27 protein-coding genes are annotated in these 26,028 nt (G+C 34.5%); 20 read left to right on the top strand and 7 right to left on the bottom strand.

Annotated elements, in window-relative coordinates:
• Positions 1-29: 29 nt before the first annotated feature.
• Positions 30-410 (bottom strand): helix-turn-helix transcriptional regulator, encoded by a 381-nt coding sequence (locus ASG22_RS13050; protein WP_055985254.1) that lies wholly within the window; start codon positions 408-410, stop codon positions 30-32.
• A gap of 164 nt (positions 411-574) precedes the next feature.
• Here ASG22_RS13050 and ASG22_RS13055 point away from each other — a divergent pair, with 164 nt between their 5' ends.
• The 5 genes from ASG22_RS13055 (at position 575) to ASG22_RS13075 (ending at position 5,522) form a co-directional block, all read left to right on the top strand.
• Positions 575-1,333: a hypothetical protein gene (locus ASG22_RS13055; RefSeq protein WP_131726198.1), complete on the top strand. Its 759-nt coding sequence runs from the start codon at positions 575-577 to the stop codon at positions 1,331-1,333.
• 347 nt (positions 1,334-1,680) lie between these two features.
• Positions 1,681-2,292 carry a DUF4271 domain-containing protein gene (locus tag ASG22_RS13060; RefSeq protein ID WP_409991388.1) on the top strand — a complete coding sequence of 204 codons (612 nt, stop codon included), beginning with the start codon at positions 1,681-1,683 and terminating at the stop codon, positions 2,290-2,292.
• Positions 2,293-2,304: 12 nt separating this feature from the next.
• Complete coding sequence (locus ASG22_RS13065) at positions 2,305-3,045, top strand: uroporphyrinogen-III synthase (RefSeq protein WP_055986823.1); 741 nt, start codon at positions 2,305-2,307, stop codon at positions 3,043-3,045.
• 88 nt (positions 3,046-3,133) lie between these two features.
• Positions 3,134-5,185 carry a S9 family peptidase gene (locus tag ASG22_RS13070; RefSeq protein ID WP_055985262.1) on the top strand — a complete coding sequence of 684 codons (2,052 nt, stop codon included), beginning with the start codon at positions 3,134-3,136 and terminating at the stop codon, positions 5,183-5,185.
• Positions 5,178-5,522 (top strand): hypothetical protein, encoded by a 345-nt coding sequence (locus tag ASG22_RS13075; RefSeq protein ID WP_055985265.1) that lies wholly within the window; start codon positions 5,178-5,180, stop codon positions 5,520-5,522. The genes ASG22_RS13070 and ASG22_RS13075 overlap by 8 nt, the downstream gene beginning before the upstream one ends.
• A gap of 152 nt (positions 5,523-5,674) precedes the next feature.
• Here the strand turns inward: ASG22_RS13075 and ASG22_RS13080 are convergent, their stop codons facing one another.
• Positions 5,675-6,055 carry an SRPBCC domain-containing protein gene (locus tag ASG22_RS13080; protein ID WP_238586916.1) on the bottom strand — a complete coding sequence of 127 codons (381 nt, stop codon included), beginning with the start codon at positions 6,053-6,055 and terminating at the stop codon, positions 5,675-5,677.
• 205 nt (positions 6,056-6,260) lie between these two features.
• Between ASG22_RS13080 and ASG22_RS13085 the strand changes: the two genes are divergently transcribed.
• The 11 genes from ASG22_RS13085 to fabF all read left to right on the top strand — a co-directional run bounded on the left by ASG22_RS13085 (position 6,261) and on the right by fabF (position 17,674).
• The gene (locus ASG22_RS13085) at positions 6,261-7,808 is read left to right on the top strand and encodes a sensor histidine kinase (RefSeq protein ID WP_055985268.1); all 1,548 of its coding nucleotides are present in this window, start codon (positions 6,261-6,263) and stop codon (positions 7,806-7,808) included.
• A gap of 90 nt (positions 7,809-7,898) precedes the next feature.
• Entirely contained in the window at positions 7,899-8,585 is a 687-nt protein-coding gene (locus tag ASG22_RS13090) for a response regulator transcription factor (protein ID WP_027380477.1), read from the top strand.
• A 79-nt stretch (positions 8,586-8,664) separates the two neighbouring features.
• A complete protein-coding gene (locus ASG22_RS13095; RefSeq protein ID WP_055985271.1) occupies positions 8,665-9,273 on the top strand; it encodes a hypothetical protein in 609 nt (202 codons plus the stop codon).
• 19 nt (positions 9,274-9,292) lie between these two features.
• A complete protein-coding gene (locus ASG22_RS13100) occupies positions 9,293-9,655 on the top strand; it encodes a hypothetical protein (RefSeq protein WP_055985276.1) in 363 nt (120 codons plus the stop codon).
• Positions 9,656-9,723: 68 nt separating this feature from the next.
• The gene (locus ASG22_RS13105) at positions 9,724-12,393 is read left to right on the top strand and encodes a TonB-dependent receptor domain-containing protein (protein ID WP_055985279.1); all 2,670 of its coding nucleotides are present in this window, start codon (positions 9,724-9,726) and stop codon (positions 12,391-12,393) included.
• A 141-nt stretch (positions 12,394-12,534) separates the two neighbouring features.
• Positions 12,535-13,401 carry a helix-turn-helix domain-containing protein gene (locus ASG22_RS13110; RefSeq protein ID WP_055985284.1) on the top strand — a complete coding sequence of 289 codons (867 nt, stop codon included), beginning with the start codon at positions 12,535-12,537 and terminating at the stop codon, positions 13,399-13,401.
• Positions 13,402-13,490: 89 nt separating this feature from the next.
• On the top strand, positions 13,491-13,910 hold the full coding sequence (locus ASG22_RS13115; protein WP_055985287.1) for an OsmC family protein: 420 nt from the start codon (positions 13,491-13,493) through the stop codon (positions 13,908-13,910).
• 206 nt (positions 13,911-14,116) lie between these two features.
• Positions 14,117-14,722 (top strand): TetR/AcrR family transcriptional regulator, encoded by a 606-nt coding sequence (locus tag ASG22_RS13120; RefSeq protein ID WP_055985290.1) that lies wholly within the window; start codon positions 14,117-14,119, stop codon positions 14,720-14,722.
• A gap of 11 nt (positions 14,723-14,733) precedes the next feature.
• A complete protein-coding gene (locus tag ASG22_RS13125) occupies positions 14,734-16,002 on the top strand; it encodes an acetyl-CoA C-acetyltransferase (RefSeq protein WP_055985293.1) in 1,269 nt (422 codons plus the stop codon).
• A 5-nt stretch (positions 16,003-16,007) separates the two neighbouring features.
• Complete coding sequence (locus ASG22_RS13130) at positions 16,008-16,433, top strand: PaaI family thioesterase (protein ID WP_055985296.1); 426 nt, start codon at positions 16,008-16,010, stop codon at positions 16,431-16,433.
• Positions 16,433-17,674: a beta-ketoacyl-ACP synthase II gene (fabF, locus tag ASG22_RS13135; protein ID WP_055985298.1), complete on the top strand. Its 1,242-nt coding sequence runs from the start codon at positions 16,433-16,435 to the stop codon at positions 17,672-17,674. Before ASG22_RS13130 ends, fabF begins: the two co-directional genes overlap by 1 nt.
• 152 nt (positions 17,675-17,826) lie before the next feature.
• On the opposite strand, the gene ASG22_RS13140 is transcribed toward fabF, so the two are convergent.
• Genes ASG22_RS13140 through ASG22_RS13150 form a run of 3 tightly spaced genes read right to left on the bottom strand, consistent with a single transcriptional unit; the run spans position 17,827 to position 20,097 of the window.
• Positions 17,827-18,318: a hypothetical protein gene (locus ASG22_RS13140; RefSeq protein ID WP_238586917.1), complete on the bottom strand. Its 492-nt coding sequence runs from the start codon at positions 18,316-18,318 to the stop codon at positions 17,827-17,829.
• 19 nt (positions 18,319-18,337) lie between these two features.
• Positions 18,338-18,757, bottom strand: a complete 420-nt coding sequence (locus tag ASG22_RS13145) for a Dabb family protein (RefSeq protein WP_055985301.1) — start codon at positions 18,755-18,757, stop codon at positions 18,338-18,340.
• A gap of 11 nt (positions 18,758-18,768) precedes the next feature.
• Complete coding sequence (locus ASG22_RS13150) at positions 18,769-20,097, bottom strand: hypothetical protein (protein WP_055985304.1); 1,329 nt, start codon at positions 20,095-20,097, stop codon at positions 18,769-18,771.
• Between the two features lie 245 nt (positions 20,098-20,342).
• Between ASG22_RS13150 and ASG22_RS13155 the strand changes: the two genes are divergently transcribed.
• A complete protein-coding gene (locus ASG22_RS13155) occupies positions 20,343-21,032 on the top strand; it encodes a response regulator transcription factor (protein ID WP_055985309.1) in 690 nt (229 codons plus the stop codon).
• Complete coding sequence (locus tag ASG22_RS13160) at positions 21,029-22,414, top strand: sensor histidine kinase (RefSeq protein ID WP_055985311.1); 1,386 nt, start codon at positions 21,029-21,031, stop codon at positions 22,412-22,414. The genes ASG22_RS13155 and ASG22_RS13160 overlap by 4 nt, the downstream gene beginning before the upstream one ends.
• 19 nt (positions 22,415-22,433) lie before the next feature.
• Here the strand turns inward: ASG22_RS13160 and ASG22_RS13165 are convergent, their stop codons facing one another.
• Positions 22,434-23,186 (bottom strand): murein L,D-transpeptidase catalytic domain family protein, encoded by a 753-nt coding sequence (locus ASG22_RS13165; RefSeq protein ID WP_055985315.1) that lies wholly within the window; start codon positions 23,184-23,186, stop codon positions 22,434-22,436.
• Positions 23,187-23,314: 128 nt separating this feature from the next.
• Positions 23,315-23,761: a peptide-methionine (R)-S-oxide reductase MsrB gene (gene msrB, locus ASG22_RS13170; RefSeq protein WP_055985318.1), complete on the bottom strand. Its 447-nt coding sequence runs from the start codon at positions 23,759-23,761 to the stop codon at positions 23,315-23,317.
• Between the two features lie 102 nt (positions 23,762-23,863).
• On the opposite strand from msrB, the gene ASG22_RS13175 reads away from it, so the two are divergent.
• Both ASG22_RS13175 and ASG22_RS13180 read left to right on the top strand, forming a co-directional pair.
• Positions 23,864-25,108 (top strand): DUF445 domain-containing protein, encoded by a 1,245-nt coding sequence (locus tag ASG22_RS13175; protein ID WP_055985321.1) that lies wholly within the window; start codon positions 23,864-23,866, stop codon positions 25,106-25,108.
• 27 nt (positions 25,109-25,135) lie between these two features.
• Complete coding sequence (locus ASG22_RS13180; protein ID WP_055985324.1) at positions 25,136-26,026, top strand: hypothetical protein; 891 nt, start codon at positions 25,136-25,138, stop codon at positions 26,024-26,026.
• The last annotated feature ends 2 nt before the right edge of the window (positions 26,027-26,028 follow it).

Genomic DNA, 26,028 nt, shown 5'->3' on the forward strand with positions numbered 1-26,028 from the left:
CAAAGATAGTTATTATAGACAATCGCAAGTCATAAAGGTGTGTTAATTTGTTGCTTTAATTTCATATTCTCTTCTTTCAACTGTTGATTTTCCTTTCTAAGAATATCCAAATATTCTTCCATGCTTTTCAGCATGAATTCAGGAATATTATAATTGTTGTTTATATGAGGAGAATAACTTCCTGAACTGTTATCATAGTTATTAATGATGCTTTGAACAACATCCTCTTCTTTAATGTCTTCTACTTCCACATCAAGAACTTTCGCTATTTTTTTCCATTCTTCATCAGATATTTTAATCTCTCCAGTTTCTCTCCTTTGATATTGTGATTGGCTCATGTGCAATAGCTTAGCCATATTTTCCTGTGTGTACTTTGCTTTTCGGACTCTGATCAGCTTATTTTTTACCATTTTATATCAGATTTAATAGCAAATATAAAATTTATGGGCTACAAATCACATAATATTCACATAATATTCACATCAAGAATCATATTGCATATTAAGGGAATTGTATATGTTTGTAACACAAAAGCTTTTGTTCCAAAATAACATTAACAATCAATTTTTAAACGATGAAAAAAAAATTTATTTACGCATTTTTTTTATTTTTAACAGCGGGCTTACTGTTTTCTTGTATGAATGATGAAAGTCAAGATACTAATCTCAGTACTATAGAAAAATCCAAAGACTTTAACGGTAAAACTTTTAGCAGAGAAACTGCGATTAGAGAAGATTTTTCCAAAATTAAAAATTCAACGAAACTAATATCAACAATATTTTTAAATTTGGGTGTTAAAGAGATTATAAAAACGGACAGTTATTATAAACTTGTAACTTTTAAAGGATTTAAAACACGGGGATATTCTGAAAATATGTCTGATTATGAATTTGAATATAAAGACAATGTTCTAAGCTTGAGGGATGATGGATCATTTAGAATTTATGAAAGTGATGGGTCGTTCTATATAGAATCTCCAATTGCAGTATTACCTATTAAAGATTTAGATCAGAAAATTTTAAATGATAACAAAAATTTACAGATACTATTAGCTTTTCTTAATGAAATCACTACAAATGACATCGAAAAAACTGATTATGACACATATTCCAGAATGGCTACCGGTATTGGTTGTTCACTGTTTAATACCGAGTATGCTTGGGGCATAGGTATGACAGGATCTGCTGCTTGGGCAAATTACAATTTTAATCTTAGTTGGGATTTATCGCCGAATGGTAGTGGAGATTTAATAGGATGTAAACCTTTAGGTAGTGCCGTATTAAATCACTATGGCGACTTTTACTACGTGTTACGACCATATTGCTGCAATTAAAAAAAAATTATATGAATATTTTATCTATTAACATTCTGCATATAACAATCTTTATATTATTATTAATTACACTCTATTTATATGCAATTAGCTTATTATTTAAAAATAAATCAGGGCTTTTGCCTTATATTGCTTTAATCATTTTCCCAATTATTGGTCCAATTGGGATAATATTAGGTGATAAATTAAGGAAATCCATATGAAATTTTGTATAATAGAAAAAAAGCCTGAATATTCAGGCTTTTTTTCTATTATACAAAATAATCTATAATTTTGCAAAAAATAATCTGTTGCTGCTATCACAAAACATTACAAATCATATAAGAATATCTGAGAACAACGATTGGGTGATCTTTATATTATTGGGCTGTATATTTTTATACCTTTTTATGATGAATATTGTGGAAAGAGAAGCCAACCTGAAAGACTTTCTGCTTCAAAAATATTTTGACGCGAGTAATAACCTGCCGAGCTGGGTGATTACCTCGTGTGTAATGGCTCTCACCTTATCTGTTTTAATCTCACAATATATTCCTACTGTTCCGAAGTATGTCGCAGATTTGCAGATTTTGGGGTATCAATTGAATAAATTCGGGTTTTGTTTACTTGCTGTTGTACTTTTTTATTTGATAAAATCTTCTTTAGGATTTTTATTCTTCCAAAGTATAGGAGATGGAAAAAAATGGACTATTTTTTATTTTACCGCCACAAAATTTTACTTCATTATCTCTTTTTTGTTGATCATTTTATGTGTCACCCAGTATTATTTCCCGATAGACAGGAATAAAATATTTTTATACTACCTGTTTTTCTTTTTATTTGTCTTCATTTTTAAGATATTTTTCTATTTATTTCACAAGAACAAGATTTTACCTGAGAAATGGTATTATAAATTTTTGTATATTTGCACCCTCCAAATAGCTCCGCTATTGTTGCTTTGGAAACTATTATTTTTTTAATAAAAGTAAATGATGAGAATAAAGTCTATATTGGTTTCACAGCCTGCGCCTAGTGAGTCTTCTCCATACTTGGATATAGCAAAGAAGGAAAAAATAAAGATTGATTTCCGTCCTTTCATCCATGTCGAAGGAGTTGACAATAAAGAATTGAGAACTCAGAAGATCGATCTTACTCAATATACGGGGATCATTTTCACGAGTAAAAATGCAATTGACCATTACTTCAGATTGGCCGAAGAACTTCGTTTTGCGGTTCCTGATACGATGCGTTATATCTGTCAGTCGGAGGCCATTGCCAACTACCTTCAGAAACATATTGTTTACAGAAAAAGAAAAATCAGCTTTGGGGAGAAAAACTTCGCAGACTTATTACCTCTTTTCAAGAAATTTCCGAGTGAAAAATATTTGTTGCCTTCTTCAGACGGTTTAAGCCCAGACATTGTAAAAACAATGGAAGCTTCAAACGTAAACTGGACGAGAGCAATTATGTACAGAACCGTATGCAGCGATCTTACAGACATTACCATCAAAGATTACGATATGCTGATCTTCTTCAGCCCGCAAGGAATTAAATCTTTACAACAAAACTTCCCTGATTTCAAACAGGAAGAAACTAAGATCGGCGTTTTCGGAAATACTACTTTGGCAGCAGCGGAAGAAGCCGGATTAACAGTAAATTTAATGGCTCCTACAAAGGAAACACCATCCATGACAATGGCATTGGAAAAGTATATTAAAGCATTACACAAGTAGAATTTTAATACAAAATATAAACTAACCGTCTTTTCATAAAGGAAAGATGGTTTTTTTTTAATTAAATTTGAACAAGAATTAATATTGAATGGAAGTCCCACAGGCAAAAAAAATAGAAAAAATATTAGAAATACACGGAGATAAAAGAATCGACAATTATTTCTGGCTCAACGAAAGAGAAAACCCCGAAGTTACGCAGTATCTTGAACAGGAAAATGCCTACGCAGAATTCATTATGAAAGATACGGAACAGTTTCAGGAAGAGCTTTTCGAAGAAATGAAAGCCCGATACAAAAAAGACGATGAATCTCTGCCGTATTTTTTTAATGAATATTGGTATATCGTACGTTATGAGGAAGGAAAAGAATACCCAATCTACTGCAGAAAACATGGCAGTTTAGACAACGAAGAAGAAATTATTCTTGATGTAAATGTTTTAGCAGAAGGACAAGAATATTTTGAAGTAGGAAGCGTTTCAGTAGCTCAGAACAATGAATTAGCTTCATTTTCTAGCGACAACGTAAGCAGAAGAATTTATACCATTAATTTTAAAAATATAAAAACGGGAGAAATTCTTCCTGATAAAATTGAGAATACAACAGGGAAAGCAACCTGGGCAAAAGATAACGAACATGTTTTTTATATCCGAAAAGATGAAAGTTTAAGAGCTTTTCAAGTGTACAGACATAAATTGGGAACAGATTCTTCGGATGATATTTTAATTTTTCATGAAGAAGATGATACTTTTGATGTGAATGTTTTCAAAACAAAATCATTAGAATACATTTTCATCGCAAGTTCTAGCACGATTTCGGATGAGCACAGATTTATTCCCGCTGATAATGTTTTTGCGGATTGGACCGTCATTCAGCCAAGAATTGACGATCTGGAATATTCTGTTGAACATTATGAAGATGAGTTTTACATCATCACCAACGCAGACGATGCTTTTAATTTCAAAATTGTAAAAGCAAAAATCGACAATTGCGGAATGGAAAACTGGGTAGATGTCATCCCTCACCGTCCGGAAGTTTTGTTGGAAGGTTTTGAAATCTTTAAAAATTATTTGGTTCTTGAAGAAAGAGAAGAAGGCTTATTACAGATTAAAATTATAGACGAAAAAACTCACGAATCGTATTATTTACCATTTTCAGATCCAACATATACCGCTTACATCGGGGTTAATCTTGAATTTGATACCGAAATTTTACGTTATGGCTACACTTCCTTAACTCAGCCAAGTTCGACGTACGAATATAATATAAAAGAAAAAACCACCAAGCTTCTGAAACAACAGGAAGTTTTAGGCGGAAAATTCTTTGCTGAAAATTATATTTCTGAAAGAATCTGGGCAGATTCCAGAGATGGAGAAGCGAAAGTTCCGATTTCTCTGGTTTATCATAAAGACACAAAAAAATCGGCGGATACTCCTCTTCTTTTATATGGTTACGGAAGTTACGGACACACCGTTGATGCAAGCTTTTCGAACGTGCGATTATCAATTTTAGATAGAGGATTTATTTACGCTATTGCTCATATTCGCGGTGGTGAATATTTAGGAAGAGAATGGTATGAGGACGGAAAAATGCTGTTCAAGAAAAACACATTCTTCGATTTTATTGATGCCGGAAAATTTTTGATTAAAGAAAATTACACTTCATCAAAACATCTTTATGCGATGGGCGGAAGCGCTGGAGGATTATTGGTTGGAGCTGTAATGAATTACGAACCAACTTTATTCAACGGGATTGTAGCACAAGTTCCTTTTGTGGACGTTGTTTCTACAATGCTGGATGAGACAATTCCTTTAACAACTGGGGAATATGACGAATGGGGAAATCCGAATGACGAAGAATATTATCATTACATGAAAGAATATTCACCTTATGACAATGTAGAAGCGAAAAATTATCCAAACACATTGATTACAACCGGATTACATGATTCACAAGTTCAATATTGGGAACCCGCAAAATGGACCGCAAAATTGAGAGAGTTGAAAACCGATGATAATATTTTAATCTTTAAAACTGACATGAGCGCAGGACACGGCGGTGCAAGTGGAAGATTTGAATCGTTGAAAGAAGATGCATTGGAATATGCATTCTTATTAAAATTAGAAAATAAAAAAGATGAGTAACGACGCAGAATATTGGCAGAAAATACAACAGTTTTTCATTGAAAATTTTGATACCGAAAAAGATGCTCCCATTGAAACCTATTTGTTTTTAATCGGTCTTCAGGAATTGGGAAGTGGTCAGCAGAAATATACAAAAGATGACAAGCTTAACTTGCTCCACATTGCAGTTTGCAGGCTGCTGGAGCCTTTTGGATATTATAAATTTTCGCATTATGACGACGATGGATATCCTCATTTTGAAGAACTGGAAAAACTTCCAGAACTGAAACCCAACGAGCAGCAGATTCTTATGAAAAAAGCGATTATTCAGTATTTTCAGGATGAAGAATTAATTTAAATATGAGCAAAAACGGAAAGCATATTACTTTCCGTTTTTTGTTTATTAATTTTTTAAAATTCCTTCTAATTGATTCAGTCCTGTTTTAAAGCCTCCTTCAAATCCCATTTCCAACAGCTGATTCATTGCCTCCTCTGATTCAAAATGAATATTTACGGTAACTTTTGTGCCCTCTTCCACTCCTGTAAAACCAAACAGCCACTTTGCTTCAGGAAAATCTTCATTAATTTTCCATTTTCATCACAGAAAGTATCAGTTCCGTCGAAACTTCTGTGATCCATTATTTCGCCATATTTTACCTGGGCGTAATGTCTTTCCCCTTCCGGACCAACCATTGAATACATCCAGATTCCACCTTCTGTAAAATCTTGTTTGGCAGTTTCACATTTCCATGGCTTTGGTGCCCACCATTGATCCAATAATTCTGCTTTGGTAAAATAATCCCAGACTTTTGAAACTTCAGCGTTAAAAATTTTCATAACATACACGCTGTTCGAATCAAAATCTTTGTTAAAAATGATATCAGATTCCATATTACTATTTTGTTTTAAACAAAGCTACTTTTTTCTTTCCAGATCATGCTTTTCGTATGACAAGTATTATAAAATTCATAAATTAATGTTAAAAAACATCGTTTTAAGAAAAATTACACAATTTTTTGGCTCGTTTTTTGTTCATAGAGTCTTAAAATAATTAATTTTAACATTCACTTTTTTAAAAACGTATAAAATAAAGTAAATGAATAATAAATTCATCCCAATAATTTCGGTGTTTATGACAATCTCATTGATTGTTTTTGTTACGCTCCAATTTTATTGGCTGAAAAGTTATTACGGCGCATTGGAACAGGATTTTTCTTCAAAAGTATATTCTGCGTTGGAAAGCACTTCCAAAAACATGGAAGAAATTGAGGTTGATAAATATTTAAATGTAGAAAATAAGGATTTTAGAAAAAATATTCTTGCGAGCAGTGATCAACCAACCTTAACAACCATTCAACAGGTAGAAGATTCTGGGACACAGAGACAGATTATTTATTCAAAAAATATTATTGAGAAAAGCCAGTTGCCGATTTCCAAACAAGGAGATTCGATTAAACTGACGAAATTATATACTGATGAGGCCGCTTACAAAATAAAAAGAGATACAACAAATCGTGAAATTCTGACGGCAGATATTAACCAAGATTTAGAAAATGGTGATTATGCATTAAAAGAATACGCCAAAGTCTACGGAAATAATTTGCCCATCACAAAAAGAGTCGATGAGAAAGTATTGGACTCTGTTATCACAAAAGAATTGAGAATAAGAGGAATCAGCGCTAAATTCGGCTACGGAATTATTGATAAAAGTAATATTCTCACCAATGTTGTAAGCAAAGAATACAAGGAAAAAAAGGATTATAATACATACAGTTATCCGCTTTTTACTGATCAGAAAGAAAGAACATTGTATAGTCTGGCTTTGGTTTTTCCAAAAAAAGATTATTCTTTGGCGATGAATAACTGGCCGATGCTGTTGGGAACATTCCTTTCATTACTGACGATTTTGGGAATCTATATTATTTCCATTAATTATATGATGAGGCAGAAGAAACTTGCAGAAGTAAAAACAGATTTCATCAACAATATGTCACATGAGTTTAAAACTCCGTTGGCGACGATTTCGGTAGCTACAGATTCTTTAGCGAATGATAAAATTGCAACAAATCCTGATAAAGTTAAATATTATTCGGAGCTGATAAAACAGGAAAATCTGAGGATGAAAAAACAGGTGGAAAACGTATTGAATATGTCTAAACTTGAAAGAAATGAAGTTAAATTATTTTTAAGAGAAGCCAACGTAAGAGAATTAATCAGAAGAACGACAGAATCTTTTAATCTGATTGTTCAGCAAAGAAACGGAACGTTGTATCAGGAATTTAATGCAACAAATTATATCTTTAAGATTGATGAGTTTCACATCTCCAACATGCTGGTAAATCTATTGGATAATGCGAATAAATATTCTCCTGAAGCGCCAGAAATCAGCATTAAAACAAGCAATGAAGGCAATTGGTACGTGATTGAAGTGGCGGATAAAGGAATGGGAATGGAAACGCAGAATAAAACAAAAATCTTTGAGAAATTCTTTAGGGAGGAAACCGGAAATATTCATAATGTGAAAGGACAAGGTCTGGGGCTTTCTTATGTGAAGAAAATTGTAGAGCTCCACAAAGGTCTTATTATCGTAGACTCGCAAAAAGAACAAGGAAGCACATTTACCATTAAATTACCCATGAGCTAAACAATTCAAATAGTAATCAAATAAACAAATTATACGAAGACGGAGTGACAAAGTTCATTCTTAATTATTAATTATTAATTAGTTAAAACTATGAGCAACAGAATATTATTAGTAGAGGACGACCAGAGTTTTGGTGCAGTGTTGAAGGATTATTTAACGATAAATAATTTCGAGGTCACTCTAGCCACAGATGGCGAACAGGGATTAAAAGAATTTACAGAAAACGAATTCGACATCTGTATTTTCGATGTAATGATGCCCAAAAAAGACGGCTTTTCGCTAGCGGAAGACGTGAAAAAAATTGACAAAAATACGCCGATCATTTTTCTGACGGCAAGAAATATGCGTGAAGATATTTTAAAAGGATATCAGTTAGGCGCAGATGATTATATCACAAAACCATTTGATACAGAATTACTTTTATATAAAATCAAAGCGATTCTTCAAAGAAGTTCCACGTTGGAAAACGAAGAGCAGGAACAGTTCAAAATCAGCAATATTTTCTTTGATTCTATGTTGAGACAACTGAGAGTAGGTGACAACGAATACAAACTTTCACCGAAAGAAAATGAATTGTTGAAACTTCTTTGTATCCACAGAAACGATTTTATGCCGAGAGATTTAGCATTAAGAAAAATCTGGAAAAAAGAAAACTACTTCACCGCAAGAAGTATGGATGTTTACATTGCTAAACTTCGTAAGCTTCTGAAAGATGATGAAGGATTAGAAATTATCAATGTACATGGAGAAGGTTTCAGACTTTTAGTCAAAAATTAATTCCAACATATCATTATAAATGTAAAATTAGCAAAGCAATTAAAAATGTTTTGCTAATTTTGTTTTATACCAAGAGGATATGAAGAACACTATTTTCGGCATCGTTGCCATTTCCATACTGACAGTTTCTTGTAAAAAAGACGAAAGACCAACTTATCTAACCGAAGAAGCAGGTGTACAGCAGCCAGTTGCCATGAATCAAACACCCAAACCATCTCTTCTGGATCAGTCGGGAATTACAACAACTTCAGGTTCGGGAATGTCGACAGTGACTTCAGCAGGAATGAATCCCGCTCACGGACAGCCTGGTCACAGATGCGATATTCCTGTCGGACAGCCTTTAAATTCTGCTCCGCCTCAAGCGGGAACTCAAAATATAAATGCCACACCAAACGGACAGACGATGCAAATCGCTCCAACTCCTGTACAAAATGGAAATGCAAAAGCCGTAAAAACCGCTTCGGGAATGAATCCTCCGCATGGAGAACCTGGACACAGATGTGACATCCCAGTTGGGCAACCTTTGAACAGTAAACCTGCTCCATCTCCACAACCTGCGCAAGCTATTGCCCAAAATACTCCAGCACAACCAACTCCGGCTCCTACGGGTCCAAAACCAGCAAAAAATCCTGCACACGGAGAACCTTGGCATAATTGTGCTGTAAAAGTAGGCGAAGCTTTACCATAAATTTTGTATTTTTGCAGCAGTGAAATTATTTCAGATCATAACTATTATTTTCTGTTTAGGAATTTTTTTGATTCCTAAAGATGATTTCTACGCACAAAATAAAAAGGAAGACTGCTGCAAAAGTAATTCTGAAATGAGTTGTTGTAAAAACAACCATAAAGAACATTCAAAAGACAATCACAAAGAACAAAAATCTTCTTGTACCGACGATTGCTGTTCTACTTGCGCAACGTGTTATACTTTCATAGAAACTCCTTTTTCAAAGAGTTTACAATTGGAATATTCATACTATAAATCTAATAAAAACTTACAGTTCGAATATTCTGATCCTCATATTTCAGACCGTTTAAAAGAAATCTGGCAACCGCCAAAAATAGCTTAATTCAATCAACAGAAGTTCATTAATTTTTTTAGTGAACCGTTTTTTAATTAATCTAAATTTTAAACAAAATGAAATTATATATTTCCAGGATTATTCTTGGTATATTCTTATTATCCACACAATTTATTTTCGCTCAAAATCTTTCTAAAAATCAGTTCAAAGTAAAAGGAAACTGTGAGATGTGCAAAGAAAGAATAGAGAGCACAGCCAAACAAGCAGGCGCAAAAGAAGCTACATATTCTATTGATTCTCAAACATTAACTTTAGAAACAGATAATACCGTCTCAACTGATGACATCTTAAAAAAAGCTGCAGAAGCCGGTCATGACAATGAAAAGTTCAAAGCAACAGAAGAAGATTATAAAAAACTTCCGGGGTGTTGTTTGTACGAACGGGATTCTAAGGTTTCACCAACTGAAAACCACGATCGTCATTCAAAAAAAGAAAATGAATTTTATGTAAAAGGCAATTGTGAATCGTGCAAAGCAAGAATTGAAAAAGCAGCAAAAGATGCCGGAGCCACTTCCGCAGAATGGAATGCAGAAAAGCAAATGGTTACGCTGAATTTTGATTCAACAAAAACCTCATCCGATAAAATTTTAAAGAAAATTGCAGACGTTGGTCACGATAACGAAAAATATCAGTCCAACGATAAGACTTACAAAAACTTACCATCTTGTTGTCTTTACGATAGAGAAATTCCTTTTGGAGAAGCAAATCCGAAAGTGCATTTGGAAGAAAGTGAGAAATCCGAACATGATGATCACGGAAATTCTGATGAACATAATGAAAAATCAATTGAAGGGGTTATGGTAACAGGTGGAAAAGCAGCCACTTCATTAAATAAAAAAGAATCAGGTTTGGTTTTTAATATCGACAGAAAAGAATTATTAAAAGCAGCGTGTTGCAATTTATCCGAAAGTTTCGAAACCAATGCAACCGTTGACGTTTCGTTCAGCAATGCCGTGACGGGAACCAAACAACTGAAAATGTTAGGCTTAGATCAAAAATACACGAGCTTAACGAAAGAATTATTACCCGAAATCAGAGGATTGGCTTCTGCTTATGGATTGAATTTCATTCCCGGAAGATGGATCGAGAGCATTCAATTGACAAAAGGCGGAAGCACGGTGACGAATGGTTATGAAAGTATTACCGGACAAATTAACACAGAATTTCTGAAAAACGCTGAAAAGCCTGAAACTTCATTAAACCTTTTCGCTGATTTTAACGGAAGAGCCGAAGCCAATATCACAAGCGTTTCTAAAATCGATGACAAATGGTCGCAAACATTTCTACTCCATGGAAATGGAACTTTCGGTGACACCGATATGAATAATGACACTTTTCTTGACCGACCGAAAGGAACTCAGTTAAACGCAGCTTATCTATTAAATTATAATGACTTACAGAAATCAGGAATCGGTTCGCATTTCGGAATCAATTACATTAAAGATGAAAGAACTGCAGGACAAATTGGTTTCGACAAAAAAATTCCACAGGACAAGCAATCGCTTTACGGAGTCGGAATCGATATTTCAAGATTTCAGGTCTGGAATAAAACAGGGTATGTTTTCAAAGGAAAACCTTATCAGAGTTTAGGCTGGATGAATCAATATACATTCCATCAGCAGGATAGTTTTTTTGGTTTGAGAAATTATTCGGGGAAACAGCAGACGTATTATTCAAACTTAATTTTTGAAAGTATTTTAGGAAATACTAATCATAAATACAAAGCCGGAGCGAGTTTTATGTACGACGGTTACGATGAAACGTATTTAACAAATAATTTTAAAAGAAACGAAGTTGTTCCCGGTGCTTTTGCAGAATATACGCTGACAGGTTTGAAATACACGTTGGTTGCAGGAACAAGAGTTGATTTCCACAATCTGGCAGGAACTCAGTTCACACCAAGATTGAATTTTAAATATGATTTTACACCACAGACCATTTTGAGACTTTCTGCTGGAAGGGGCTTCAGAACAGCCAATATTTTTGCGGAAAGTCAGCAATATTTTGCATCGAACAGAAGTATAAATATTTTGCAAAATGGAGGAAATATTTATGGCTTAAAACCTGAAATTGCTTGGAATTACGGAGCAAGTTTACAACAGGAATTTAAGATTTTTGGAAGAAAATCTACCATCATCGCAGATTTTTTCAGAACCGATTTCCAGGATCAGGTTTTGGTAGATCTTGACCGTTCGCCACAGCAATTGACTTTCTATAATCTTGAAGGAAAATCTTTCGCCAATTCTTTTCAAACGCAGTGGGATTTCACGCCTTTCAAGAATTTTGATGTAAGACTGGCTTATAAATATTATGATGTTCAGGCAGATTATCTGGATGGAAAAAGAGAAGTCCCGTTTATGGCAAAAAACAGAGGTTTCGTGAATCTGGCGTATTCAACCAATAAAAATAATAACAGCGGCTTCTGGAGTTTTGACACCACATTAAACTGGGTGGGAAAACAAAGACTTCCGAATACTTCAACCAATCCTGAAGAGTTTCAATTGCCAGCTTATTCTGAATCCTATACCGTTTTGAATGCTCAGATTTCAAGGAATTTCAATAAAAAAATCCGGGCATATTTGGGTGGCGAGAATTTAACTTCTTATTATCAAAAAAATGCTATTGTTGATTTTAAAAATCCTTTCGGAAATTATTTTGATGGCGGAATAGTGTATGCTCCGATCATGAAAGCGAATTTCTATGTTGGATTAGATGTTACTTTCTAGTTGGAAGGTTTGAGAGTTGTAGAGTTTTAGTAATTTTCAAATTACTTCATTCTCAAATTTTCAAATTAAAAAAAGCATGGTTTCAATAATTTAATGATTATGAAATCATGCTTTTTTGTATCTTTAAACTAAAGTAAATAAATGTCGCAGCCGCTTCTTTTTGAGGATAATTATAAGAAACTGGGTTTAGAAAATTTTTCGCAGGAAAACCTTCAGACGATTAACGGAAATAAGTTTCGTTATGATATTAAAGTATTTTTTATTCCGGCAGGTTATGAACTTTCTGTAGATTTTAATCATTTCACCACAACAAAACCTACTCTTTTTTTTCTCACTAATCAACATTTAAAAGTCGAAAAAGGACAAGAAGATGCGACTCTTTTATATTACAACAGAGATTTTTACTGCATCCAGATTCATGATAAAGAAGTTGCCTGTGACGGACTTCTTTTTCATAATGTATTTGAGATTCCTTTTGTCGAACTTGATGAGAATGAGAACTTTGTCATTAAAAATTTATATCGAAGCATACAAGATGAGCTTGAATTTAAAGATTCTTCTGCTGAGGAAATGATTAGAACGTACGTTAAACAAATCATCATCCGTGCCACCAGAAAATGGAAAAAACAGAATCTCGATAACGACGAAATAAAAATCCCAAGCAATGAACTGGATGTTTTCCGGGATTTCAGCCGACATCTGGAAATTCATTTCAGAGAAAAGCACAATGTGGCAGATTATGCTGATTTGCTGCATATTGCTCCAAAAACTTTAACCCATAAATTCAAAAGTTTAAATCTTGAATCTCCAAACCAGTTTATTATTAACAGAATTCTACTGGAAGCCAAAAGATTGTTGTTTTACACCGATAAGCCCGTAAAAGAAATTGCCTATGATTTAGGATATGAAGATCCGGCATATTTTAACCGGCTTTTTACCAATAAAATCGGAAGCACACCTGCAAATTTTAAGAAAAACTATACTTTGGGAAAAAAGTATAATATTTAATCCTTTTTATCTAATGAATTGGAATAATATCTGCCATACATTTGTATCATCAAAACAAAACAACATTAAATAATTAAATACAAAACATTATGAAACGTAACGCGACAGCCGTTTGGAACGGTAACATCAAAGAAGGACAAGGTCATTTAACAACCCAAAGCACAACATTAAACCAGACTCAATATTCTTTCAACAGCCGTTTTGCTGATGGTGTAGGAACAAATCCTGAAGAATTATTGGCAGCAGCTCATGCAGGGTGTTTTACCATGAAATTGAGCGCAGAATTATCTCAGGCTGGCTTTACCCCTGAAGAATTAACAACAAAATCAGTAATCACTTTAGATCCGAACATTGGAAAAATCACAAAATCTGAATTGACGCTGACTGCAAAAGTTCCGGGTCTTTCAGAAGAAGAATTTCAAAAGTATGCTAAAATTGCAGAAGAAGGATGCCCTGTAAGTGCCGCTTTCAACTTTGAAATTACTTTAGAAGCTACTTTGGTGAATTAAGAAATTTGAACCATTAAGATTTTATTTAAGACTCTTAAGTTCAATTTATTAAAATATAATTCAACATCAATAGGAACGGGCTAAAGCCCGTTTTCTAGTTTAAATAAGGTGAATCCGCTTTAGCTAAAAGTTAATATCAAAATAATTACAATTGAAAATATACCGTTCGGTATATTGTTGTATATTTGCATCAGAATTAGTTGATAATGTCAAAAGCAGAAAAGACAAAACAGTTCATTATCGAGAAAACGGCGACTTTGTTTAACACCAAAGGTTATACCTCCACGTCTCTTTCTGATATTACAGAAGCAACGGGATTGACAAAAGGGAGCATTTACGGAAATTTTGAAAATAAAGATGCAGTGGCTCTTGAGGTCTACAAATATAATGCAGGTTCTTTAAGCAAAAGTATGTCGCGTTCTTTCGGTGACGAATTTCCGACAGCAACTGATAAGCTTCATGCATTCGTTGATTTTTACAGGAAAAACTGGAACTCAGTATTTTTAAGTGGTGGCTGTCCTTTAATGAACGCTGCTACGGAAGCCGATGACACCTTTCCTCTTCTGAAAAATCAGGTTACAAGATCTTTTCAGGAATGGATTTCTAAAATTTCAAAGGTCATTACCCAAGGTCAGAAAAATGGAGAATTGAATACAAAAGCCAATGCAGGCGAATATGCCTCATTATTCATTATGCTTACCGAAGGCGGAATTTTATTATCTAAAACTACCGGAGATCAGAAATTTTTAAACCTGGCATTAGATAAAGTTCTTAATATTATCGAGCAAGAATTAAACATCATTCCATCATAAAATCTATCCATATGGAAACAAAAAAAGTGGCAATTGTAGGATACAACAGAATTCCTTTTGCAAGAGTCAATACAGCGTACGCAGATCAGGGAAATCAGGATTTACTTATTTCTGCTTTAAATGGCTTGATCGACCGTTACAGCCTTAAAGGGAAACTCCTCGGTGAAGTAGCCGGAGGTGCGGTAATTAAACACATTTCAGAAAGCAATCTCATTCGAGAATCTGTTATGGAAACGTCTCTTGATCCTGCTACGCCTGCGTGTGATCTTCAACAGGCTTGCGACACGGGAATTGAAGCAGCTATTTATATAGGTAATAAAATCGCTTTAGGTCAGATCGAAAGCGGAATTGCCTGCGGTGTAGAAGCTATGAGCAATATTCCATTTGAATCTTCACCAAAATTGAGAAAAGCTTTATTAAAAGCCAATAAAGAAAAATCTGCCTTCGGAAAATTGAAACAATTATTAAGTCCGAAACTGAAAGACTGGATGCCAATTCCTTACAAAGGTCAGGAACCGAAAACAGGTTTAGTAATGGGCGGTCACACAGAAATTACGGCGAAATATTATCAGATTTCCCGTGAAGAACAGGACGAATTGGCTTTTAAAAGTCACCAAAATATGGCAAAAGCTTATGACGAGGGATTTTTTGATGACATGATTACACCGGCTTTTGGTTTAGACAAAGACAATAATCTTCGTCGTGACACAAGTTTGGAAAAATTAGCTTCCTTAAAACCTGCTTTTGACAAACAAAACGGAACGTTGACGGCTGGAAATTCAACACCATTTACCGATGGAGCTTCAGCAGTTTTGCTGGCAAGTGAAGATTGGGCAAAAGCAAATAATCTACCGATTTTGGCTTATATCACTTTTTCGGAAGTGGCAGGAATTGAATATGTTGAAAACAAACAGAATTTATTACTCGCTCCCGTTTTTGCCGCCGACAGAATGTTGAAAAAAGCAGGAATGAATTTGGAAGATTTTGATTACTATGAAATCCATGAAGCATTTGCAGCACAGGTATTAGCCACATTAAAAATATGGGAAAATAATGATTTAGCTAAAAAATTCGGACTGGAAAAAGCGTTAGGAAAAATCGACAGAAATAAACTGAACGTAAAAGGCGGAAGTCTCGCAGCAGCGCACCCTTTTGCCGCAACAGGCGGAAGAATTATTGGAACTTTAGCCAAACTTTTAGATGAAAAAGGAAGCGGAAAAGGATTTATCTCCATTTGTGCTGCCCGTGGGCAGGGTGTAACAATGATTTTAGAGAAATAAAGAATATGGATAGAATAGCACAATTAAGAAAATTCATCGGAAAAGAATTTACAGACTCCCCTTCTCCGTTTATGAAATGGCTCAACCCAATCGTTCTTTCCGTGGAAGAAGGAGAATTGGAATTTCAATATACAGTAAGACCCGAATGGCTGAATCCGATGGGAAATCTACACGGTGGAGTTACCGCAGCAATTTTTGATGATGTGATTGGTGCCACCATGTTTTCTTTAAATGAAAAAACTTTTATCGTTACGGTAAATAACAGCATCGATTATTTTTCAACTGCAAAAGAAAATGATAATATTGTAGCCGAAACAAAAATTATAAAAAGAGGAAAGCAATTTGTAAACGCACAATGCGAAATATGGAACGCAGACAAAACACGCTTAATTGCAAGAGGAACCTCTAATTTATTCAAAATCAGTAATTAATGAAAAGAGTTGTCATTACAGGTCTTGGCGCAGTGACGCCTTTAGGAAATAATGTCGAAGAATTTTGGCAAAACAGTATAAATGGTGTGAGTGGCGCCAATAAAATCACTCATTTCGATACAGAAAAATTTAAAGTACATTTTGCCTGTGAGGTTAAAAATTTTGATCCGAAAGTTCATTTAACTCATAATGAAATTAAAAGAAGCGATCTTTTTTCACAATACGCCATGTATTCTACAGCAGAAGCGCTGAAAGATTCCGGGCTTGAACTGGAAAATATGGATCCATTTGACATTGGTGTCATCTGGGGAACGGGACAGGGTGGAATGTGGACTTTCGAGAGTGAAGTAATGAATTTCGCAAACGGAGACGGAACACCAAGATTCAATCCGTTTTTTGTTCCAAAATTTATTGCCAATATGGCTTCAGGAATGATTTCTATGAAGTTTGGACTTCAGGGAATTAATTACACCACCATTTCTGCCTGTGCTACAGGAAATACAGCCATAATGGATGCTTTCAATTATATCAGATTGGGAAAAGCAAAAGCTATTGTAAGCGGTGGTTCTGAAGCAGCAATTTCTCCGGCCTCTGTTGGCGGTTTTTCTATTATGAAAGCGATGTCTACAAGAAATGATGATTTTGCAACAGCGAGTCGCCCTTATGATGCAGACAGAGACGGTTTTGTGATGGGAGAAGGTGCAGGATCTTTAATTTTGGAAGAATACGAACACGCCAAAGCAAGAGGTGCAAAAATCTATGCAGAATTAGTCGGAGCAGCAATGACAGCCGATGCGTATCACATGACAGCACCTCATCCGGACGGTGTCGGAGCTATTAAAGCGATGCAATTGGCATTGAATGAAGCAGAAATAAATATTGATGATATTGATTATATAAACCCACACGCCACTTCTACCCCAATGGGAGATCTGGTTGAATTAAACGGAATCAATAAATTATTTAAAGGAAGCATAGGATTAGACATAAGTGCAACAAAATCAATGACGGGTCACTTGCTGGGAGCAGCCGGAGCAGCAGAAGCCATTCTTTCCATCAAAGCGATCCAAAACGGGATTATTCCGCCAACGATTAATCTTCATAACATTGATGAAAATATTCCGAAAGATTTAAATATTGTTTTTGGAGAAGCTAAAGAAAAAAATATCAATTATGCTTTAAGCAATGCGTTCGGTTTTGGAGGACATAATGCGACTTTGATTTTTAAGAAGTTTTCTTAAATAAAAAGTTTTATTTTAATTCTAAAAATATAGTTTAGATTCTTCGTCAGAATGACAATTGTACTGGAAAATTTAAATAAAAAAGCAGTCAAAAATTTGGCTGCTTTTCTCATTGTACGAATTTATATAAAACACTAAGGAATTATCAAAAATTAATCGGAATCTTTATTTGAGATAAAAAAATCATCTGCATCTTCAGCGATCGGGATATACAATCTCTCCCACGCTTTGCTTTTCACCATATCCCAACTGTGACCTTTTCCTTTCAAATCTTCCGCTAAAAGAATTGTTCCGGGCTTAATGATAAAAGTAGAACCGTTTGTTACTTTAAATTTGATGTTCCCTTTCAAAGTAATCACATACTGTCTTCTTGGAGCCGGGTGTGCGTTCTTTTCCCATTCCTCCGTTTTGTTACTCATCCAGAAAGTGGTGGTATTCATATGCTTCAGGGTGGGGATTTGTCCTTTTTCAAATGTACAAGAACCGTCAGGATTATTAATCAACCTTACCGCAGGAATATAATCCTTTGATTCTTCAGTATTTACACTAATACTTACATTTTTGTTTTTTTTGTGCTGTGCATTCATAAATCCAAATGTGCTTAATGCCAGAACAAAGCTAATGCCTTTAACTATATTTTTCATTGTAAAATAAATTCTTTTTCTAATTGTAAACCGTATCGTGAACCAACATTTTTTCGAAGAATGGTTTGTATTTTTTTACCAAAGCTAAATGTTCGGGAAGTTGTCCGTAAGCTTCCAGTTCTTCCAGTGTATCAAATTCCATAGAAGCATTGTACGTGAATGTATTATCTAAAACATTTCTCGGGCTTGAATTGGCAGGCTTTCCGTAACGGAGATTCTTTTGATAAGGCAATTTTTTTAGCCCTTCAAAGAAATTTTCAAACTCTTTTACCTCAGCTTCAGACAAATCTTTTCTGAGCCAGAACAACAAATAATGGAAGTACACTTTTTTCTTTTTTATAGGATTAAACATGGGTAAGGCAGACGCAAACATATTTCCGGAAATCAGCAACAGTGCCGAAGCCTGTACCGAACGGAATAAAAATTTTCTTCTTTCCATTGTAATTATTTTTAGTTAAAATCTATTCTGTATTTTAAAACAAACTGCCACTGTCTATCGGAAACAACCGCATTATTATTGGCATCACCTGTGAAAACAGGTCTGTTTTGAGCGTCAAATGTTAATCGAGAAGACATTCCGTTCATTAATAAAGAAATTCCGGCATCGTAAATGACCGCATTATCATGAAGACCTTTAAGATCTGATAACTGCATTCCCACCGCAGGCTGAAGCTGAAGGTTCTTTTTTTCTTTGTTTAAATAAGGCAAAGTTCCACCTAACTGTACATAATAAGTATTTCCCGTCCCGATAACAGGCATTGCATTTCCTGCTCCATTCAGACTCGCTTGGGTAACATCAACAGAGGTTGCAGGATTATTTGTTCCTACATAACGAATATAATTCGGTCCGTAATCATTATGCATCGCCATTCCGTAAGCACTTACAGAAGTGCCTTTTTCCTTGTTTAAAGGAGCATCGTAAAATAAATCTACCGCAAAGCTTTTCATATCATCATTGATGGTATTTTTATCAATATCCTGATGCCACATCGCATTATGAATATAATCGAAACCCGCTCCCAGACTCAGCACATTCTTTTTACCGACATATGTCCCGGAATTAAATGGCGTTGAAATATTTTCCGTATCCAAAAATGCATATCTGAAATATCCTGAGAAATCTTTATGAGGAGAATTTTTACTAAAAGTCGCTACATTATATTTAGGATCTGCCGTTGACATTGTGTACGGATCTGCAATGACCAAACGGTAATCGAACTTTCCTAACTGACCTTTCACATAAGCTCCCAATTCTCTCACCGTATAATCCGTTGCGCCTGCATTAGAAGTTGCGTAAGCTGGCAAATCATACAATAAAGTATTCAACGGACCTGTCGTAAATCTCGACAAACCTCTCCACGTGGAGCGCCCTGCCCCAAAAGCAATTTTATCATTAAAAGAATATTCTGCGTAAGCATCAAGCAAATCAAAATAGTTGCTTGCTTTTGCATTCATGTTGACATTGGTAGTTCCGCCTTGTAAAACAAACATTAGTTTTTCTGTCGGCTTGTAGGTCATTTTTACTCTTACTCTTCGAAGCGACAAATCAGATTCTTCAGATTTTGCCTGATTGTTGATCAAACTTCCAGGATTAAGTTGCGCATATCTTGCCCAAAGCTCTGCATATCCGCTGAAAGAAACGTATCTTGTATGTTCATCATTAAGATAATGCGTCAAAGCAGGGTTATTAAAATCATTCTTCTTCTGCGCTTCCACTTTTGAGTACAAACTCATCATTGAAACTAAAATGAGCCCGACTTTAAAAGATTTTTCATTCATAATATTCTTCTTTTCTGAATCTTTGTTGATGATTTCAACGGGACAAAATTAGGTTCGAAAACCAAGGAAGATCGTTAGAAAACCATTAGAAAATCTTTAGAAATTTATTAAAAACACAGATGGCAAGCTTTAAAATAAAAATATAGAATACCTTTGTGTAAGAATTCAAAGGACAGTTATTAATCACTTGATTATCAAAAATATTCTACATTAAATTTGAAAATAAGTCCTGAAATAATTTTCACATGAAAGTTTTAATTATAGAAGATAATGCCCGTGTTTCTGCACTTTTAAAAAGAGGACTCGAAAGCCAGGGTTACCAGATCTACATCTCGGAAGATGCAGAAGATGCTTTAGTAATGGTAGAAAGAATTTCTTTTGATCTGGTAATCACCGATATTATGCTTCCTCAGATGAACGGTATCGAATTAAGCAAAATCATCAAACAGAAAAACCCTGATCTCCCGATTATTATGTTGACAGCTTTAGGAACCATTGACGAAAAAATTGAAGGTTTTGACGCCGGCGCAGACGATTATATGGTAAAACCATTTGAAATAAGAGAATTATATGCCCGAATAAAAGCTGTTTTGTTAAGAAAATCATCTTTATCAAAGAAAAACGAATCCTCTAACATCATTGAATATCAAAACCTTACCATAAACACCAATACCAATCGTGTTTTCAGGAATGACAAGGAAATTAATCTTACTCCAAAAGAATTTAAGCTATTAATTTTTCTGATGAATAATGCAGAGCGGGTGCTGAGTCGTGAGGAAATTGCAGAAAATGTCTGGGGAAATCATTTTGATACGGGAACCAATTATATTGATGTCTATATCGCTTACTTGCGCAAAAAAATAGATAAAGATTTTGACGAAAAACTGATTCATACAAAGCCCGGAATGGGATTCATTTTTACACATCAGTTATGAAAATAGCGACCAGAACAGCTCTTAATTATGCGATTCTTACTGCGGGAATACTTTTCGTTTTCGCTTATGTTCTCTATTTTGTTTCTGAGAAAAACAGGGAAGATGAATTTAATGACCGTTTGGGCTACAAAATTACTTGGAGATCGGAGTTTATTTTTGATGCGAAAATCAATGATTCTAAAATCCGGGAACTTCACGAACGAAATAAAAAATTGCTGAATGAAGCAGATATCAGCGTTTATAACCAAAAAAAAGAGTTGATATTTACAGACATCAAACCTTCTTCTAAAAATCAGTATTATTTAAATCAGCTTATTAAAACAAGTAAAAACAAAATTACCTGGCAAAGAAGAGACCGGCAGTATATGGCGTTTAAATATGAATTTAATAATGAGAATTTCTACATTATCGGCAGTGCGATCGATGTAACGGGAAAAGCTCATATTGAAGAATTCAAGAAAGATATTATTGTAATTTACATTATTTCGATCCTGATTATTTTTATCATTGGTTTTCTGTTTTCGTACTATACTTTGAAACCTTTGAAGGATATTATTATTCAAATTCGGGATATTTCGGAACATAACCTCAATAAAAGACTGGTTGTACCCAAAGCTAAAGATGAAATTTATGAACTGACCGAAACTTTTAATTCAACCTTTAACCGTTTAGAAAAATCATTTAATAATCACAGACAATTTGTAACGACGATTTCACATGAATTCCGGACACCGCTTTCGACCTTAATTGCTGAGCTTGAGCTTGCTAAAGAACTGAATGTAACTTTGGATGATTATAAAATCTCCATTGAAAATGCTTTACAGGATGCCAATCACGCTTCCCAGCTTTCATCAGCACTGTTGGATTTTGCGAGGGCAAGTTATGATGTTTCGCAGATCAGTTTTGTAGATCTTCGTCTGGATGAAATTTTAGCAGATGCTAAAGTGGCTTTGCTCCAAAAAAATTCAACGTATAAAATTGGGATTCATTATATGGATAATCTGGCGGATAAAGATGAAAGCAATTACGATTTTCATGGAAATCCGTATCTGCTGCAGATTGCTTTTTTAAATTTAATGGAGAATGCCTGCAAATATTCGCCTGATAAAAATTGTGAAGTAGAAATTGAAGTTCAAAACAACAACCTGGAAATCCGTTTTATAGATCATGGAATTGGTATTTCAGAAGAAGATCAATCTAAAATATTTGATCTATTTTATCGTGGAAACAACAAAAATTATGATAAAGGAAACGGTATTGGATTATCGATTGTAAAAAGAATTATTGAAATGCATCAGGGCAATCTTTCCTTACAATCTGAACCGTCAAAAGGAAGTATTTTTACGATACAATTTATATCACAAAATAAAAAAGCAGTCTAATCGACTGCTTTTGTTTTTCTTATGCTTTCAACCATTCCGATTTGGAAAGGTAATTCTGATCAGGATAATAAATAAAAAGACAATTTCTTCCTTTTATAGTATTAATGATCGGTTGCGTCAGATCTCTTGGAACTGCGGGACATCCCCAGCTTCTTCCAATTCTCTTGTGCGCCGCCGCAAAATCTTCACTTACATAATCTGCTCCGTGCATTACGATGGCTCTTTTGTAAGCTGCGTCATTAAAACCTTTATCCATTCCCAGCAATTTTAGAGAATACCCATTGTCTCCGTTATACGTAGCATCTGTGATGTAAAATCCTAAGCTGCTCTGAAGAGAACTGTTGGTATTCGAAAAGTTGGTGGCAAATTCTTCTCCCGTATTTTTCCCGTGGGCAACAAGCGAGTTGAATAATACTTTTTTTTCTTCTGTGTCGATCACCCAAAGTCTTTTCGTATTGGAAGACATTGAAAAATCGCATACCGTTAAAAGATGAGCATCCTGATTAAGCAAACCAGCTTTCTTCAAATTTTCAAACCCCGTTAAGGCTTTAAAGAAAACTTCTTCGTTAAGTTCGTGCCCTTCTTCAAATGTAATTGATTTGTACAATGCTTCTGACGAAGATAATGTCGTGGTCTTCTCAGACTTCGTGTCGGTTAATTTTTCAATTTTCTCTATACTGATTTCGTTCTTTATTATTGCCTTTTTTGGAGACAAATAGAACGAAGTAGTTACCATGTAAACAATACCTAATAAGCTATAAAATCCTTTCATTCAATATTATGTTAAATACAATTGCGAAGGCAAATGTATAAAAACATAATTACGTAACAGGAATAACTCTAAAAAGTTTAACGCAATTTAAGAAACTTTAACTTACTGATATTGTGCATTCAAAATACTTATTTTTGGGAATCAGGAACAAATTCTAAACTCACAGAATTCATGCAATAGCGCATCCCCGTTGGCTTTGGACCATCATCGAAAACGTGCCCCAAATGAGAATCACATCTTTTACAAAGCACCTCTACCCTTTCCATTCCGTAAGCGGTATCTCTTTTATAATAAACACCTTCTTTATCGGCTTCAAAAAAACTTGGCCAGCCACAACTGCTCGAAAATTTAGTTGTTGAGCGGAACAAATGGTTTCCGCAAACCGCACAATAATATTCCCCGAGTTCGTCAAATTCATTATACTTTCCGGTAAAAGCTCTTTCTGTTGCAGCTTCTCTCGAAACTGCATATAAATCCGGAGCCAATATTTTTTTCCATTCTTCATTAGAAACGTTCAGTTTTGCAGTGTCTGTTCTTGAATAGTATGGATTGTTTTTTGCTTCTGTATTTTCCATAAGGATTGTTTAATCGGTTAATCATTCTACAAATATGATGCAGAACATTAATTGTGATATAATTAAATTAGTTTCAAAACCAAATGTACTAAATTTGAGCATATGAATGATGAAGCAAAAAGAAAACAGTTAAGAAAATATAAAGCCTTTGCCACAGGATTATTTGTGCTGATGGCGGCTCTTTTTATCATTACAACGATCCTGCAGAAGAATAATGATTCGCATTGGATCGGCTACGTTCGTGCTTTTTCTGAGGCTGCGATGGTTGGTGCTTTGGCAGATTGGTTTGCCGTGACGGCACTTTTTCGCCATCCGCTTGGATTGCCGATTCCTCATACAAATCTGATTGAAAACAGCAAACAGAAGCTCGGAGATAATCTTGGAAGTTTTGTCGTCAGTAATTTCCTTTCTCCTGCGAATATTCGTCCTTACATTCAAAAATTAAAAATCTCAGGTTTTGTCGGAGAATGGCTGGGAAAAGAGAAAAATCAGGAAGTTTTAATTAAAAATATTTCAGATATTGTATTGGATATATTAAATAAGCTGGATGATGCTGAAGTGAGCCAGTTTATCAGTAAAAAAGTTTCTGAAATGACAGATAATATCAAGCTGAATGCTCTTCTGGGAAACGGAATTAATTATCTTTTAGACAAAAATGATCATCAGAAAATCATCACTAATCTTTCGGCACAGATTAAAAATTATATTATTGAAAACGATGAAATGATTAAAGATCGTGTAAAAAAAGGCAGCTACACGTTTATTCCGGCTTTTATTGATAATAAAATTGCGCTTAAAGTAGCAGATGGACTTTCAGAGTTTTTTAAGGAAATTGAAGAAAATCCGCAACATGAGATCAGACAATTAATCACCCAAAAAATCTACGATTTTTCTGCCGAACTGAAACAGGATCCCAAATGGGAAGGCGAATTTAAGACGATTAAAAATGATCTTCTTAAAAATGAAAAATTAAATGAATATTCCAACGACATCTGGATTTCAATTAAAAACACTTTAAAAAATGAACTTCAGGAAGACCAATCTTCACTAAAAAATTACCTATCTAAAAACCTGAATGAATTTTCGCAAAACTTAAAAACCGACGAAAATCTTCAAAACAAAATTGATACCTGGGTAAGAGTTACCGCTTACAAATATATCCTGAAAAACACCCATCAATTCGGGAACCTCATCAGTTCAACAGTCGGAAACTGGCAGGGGAAAGAATTAAGTGAAAAACTGGAACTGGAGGTTGGAAAAGATCTTCAGTTCATTCGGGTGAACGGAACTTTGGTCGGTGGATTAGTCGGCTTAATTATTTATACGATTTCTCATTTCTTTCTCTGAAAACTTACCAAATTTATCATTAACCCCATGAAAAAACTCTTTATTTTATTGTTTTCTTTAAGCATAACTTATTTTTTCTGTCAAAAAGTTGAGCTCAGGAAAGTAACCGATTCGTCACAGATTTTTAAAGGAGAGATTGCTGGAAACCCTATCACCATGCAGTTGGATTTTGATGGAATTATCGATTGTAATCAGTATCAGCATTTTGTGAAAGGTTGGTATTATTATGATAAATACAAAAAGAAAATTCCTTTGACAGGAGTTTATGATTTGGCTAATTTATACCTTTATAATTTTGGCAGTCAACAAGATAAAAGCTCAAAAATATTACGTAAAAACATTACAAATCTTCAATCAATAGAAAGAATTGACAGTCTCATGAAGCCTTTGCATCCAAAAGAGACTTTAATTTTTAAAGGAGATTATTCAAAAACAAAAGAAGTTGTAGGGAATATCGTTATTGGAGATAAAAATTATTCTTCAAAATTATATACCAAAGACAGTAGAATTTATCGTTTCAATAATTACCTTATTTTACCCAATAACAAGAAAATCAATACGTATGATTTTATTAATCCCATGGGCGGAAACGAATTGATTTCTTACGCTTCAGATACATCCGGAAATCGTGTTTTATTATATTTTGAAGAGATTTCTAATTTCAATTTCTGCGAAATGTGCGGTGCAAGTGACGGCGAAAAAGGATACCGAATTCTTTATTTTACCAATGACTGGAATTTTAAAAATTATGAAGAATACCTCACAGAAAGTTGTCTTGAGAGTATTGAAGACACCAAAGAAATAAAATCCAAAGACCGGAAAATGATAACTTTTAACGTGCCGAAAACAACATCTTCCGCTTCTTATACTTTTACGGTTGATATTAAAAATGCAACGATTACACAATCAAAGAAATAAAA

Origin of the sequence: Chryseobacterium sp. Leaf405 (assembly GCF_001425355.1) — a bacterium.
GTDB lineage: Bacteria > Bacteroidota > Bacteroidia > Flavobacteriales > Weeksellaceae > Chryseobacterium.